This is a genomic window from Oleiphilus sp. HI0123, assembly GCF_001635315.1.
Map to the genome: position 1 here is coordinate 1 of NZ_LWGE01001535.1, position 1,651 is coordinate 1,651.

Annotated in this window: 1 protein-coding gene and 2 pseudogenes; all 3 read right to left on the reverse strand. The window is 43.9% G+C overall.

Annotated elements, in window-relative coordinates:
- Positions 1–193 (reverse strand): annotated as a pseudogene (locus tag A3761_RS20450) (sugar ABC transporter permease); the annotation flags it as partial.
- Entirely contained in the window at positions 190–1,116 is a 927-nt protein-coding gene (locus tag A3761_RS20455; RefSeq protein WP_068506675.1) for an ABC transporter ATP-binding protein, read from the reverse strand. The gene A3761_RS20455 and the pseudogene A3761_RS20450, both read right to left, overlap by 4 nt.
- 223 nt (positions 1,117–1,339) lie before the next feature.
- Positions 1,340–1,651, reverse strand: a pseudogene (locus A3761_RS27980) (transposase); the annotation flags it as partial.

The window sequence follows — 1,651 nt, forward strand, 5'->3', positions numbered from 1 at the left end:
TAATCAAGCCTGGTACGATAAAGGCCCCATAGCTAACTCCGTCCACTTCATTAATCCTCGAGCCAATCGCAGAACCAAAGACGACAAAATACAAAGAGGTAGAGATAACTGGCGAGACAATGCTCTGGAAAATGGTTCGCTTTGTACGGGCCATTTCAAACTTATAAATCGCGGCAACTGCGTGACGGTTCATGCGGACTCCTTAACAAGCGATACAAAGATATCTTCTAATGAGCTCTGGTCAGTCTTTAAATCTTTAAACTGAATCCCCTCTTCAGACAAGTGCTGGAGCAAGGTCGCAATACCCGTATGATCTTCTAGCGTGTCGTAGGTATAAACAAGTTGCAGGCCATTATTATTCAGCACTAGATCGAAACCTTTTAGGCTCGTTGGCAAACTAGATAGCTCGGTCTTCAGGTCGAGGGTTAATTGCTTCTTCCCTAACTTACGCATCAATTCTGTCTTCTCTTCAACCAAGACTAATTGACCATTATTGATCACACCAATACGGTCAGCAATTTCTTCTGCTTCCTCAATATAGTGTGTGGTGAGGATAATCGTGACCCCCTTTTCTCGAAGCTTACGGACCAACTCCCACATATCTTTTCGCAGCTCAACATCAACCCCAGCTGTCGGCTCATCCAAGAATAAAATCTTGGGTTCATGCGACAGCGCTTTGGCTATCAACACACGGCGCTTCATACCACCTGACAACTCCATAATACGGTTATCTTTCTTATCCCACAGTGATAAGTCTTTTAGCGTCTTCTCGATATAAGCCGTGTTAGGCGCTTTACCAAATAAGCCTCGACTAAACGTCACGGTATCCCATACAGTCTCAAATGAGTCAGTCGTTAACTCTTGTGGAACCAGACCAATCATTTCACGCGTATGGCGGTAGCCTTTGATAATATCCTCACCGTCGACAGTCACGGTGCCGGAAGATGGATTGACTATACCGCAAATGGTACTGATTAAGGTCGTCTTACCGGCCCCGTTCGGACCGAGTAAAGCAATGATTTCAGATTTTTCTATTGTAAGGTTAATACCACTGAGCGCTTGAAAACCACCAGCATAAACCTTAGACAAGTTTTCGATTTGAATAATGGGAGTCATGATTTTGCATACCCTAATTTCTATAACAGTACGTTAAACGATTTTGCTTGTGCCTGACTATGCTCATAAATGGAATTCAGAAATTTGGGCTCAACGTACTGAAGAATACCGCTGCTGCAATACAAAGGGATTTGGAAGAAGCTGAAGCGAACAAGCTTTATCCGCAGAGTTATGATCTTAAGGCGGCCTAGCCTTTTTCAAAGGGGTCAGACTCGATTGATTTTCAATCGAGTCTGACCCCTTTGAAAACCTTCGACCTACGATCACCGCCCGTCTTTCTCGGGTGACTTGCCCTACCGGTCTGCGCTTCAATTTGAGACTTGAATTGCTCACTTCCCAGTACCCATGCCTTATTTGTTACTGTGCGAATCTCTTCAAGCGTCTGTTCTTTTATCTCGTACGTAAATAGAGAACGATATATCGACCGTCTTTTTTCTGGCGATACGGATAAAGACAAGTATTCGAAATGAGGTGAGATTAGCTCGCTTTGTGCTCCCAAAGCATTAACACGATAACTAGACCAAGGGTAATTAGA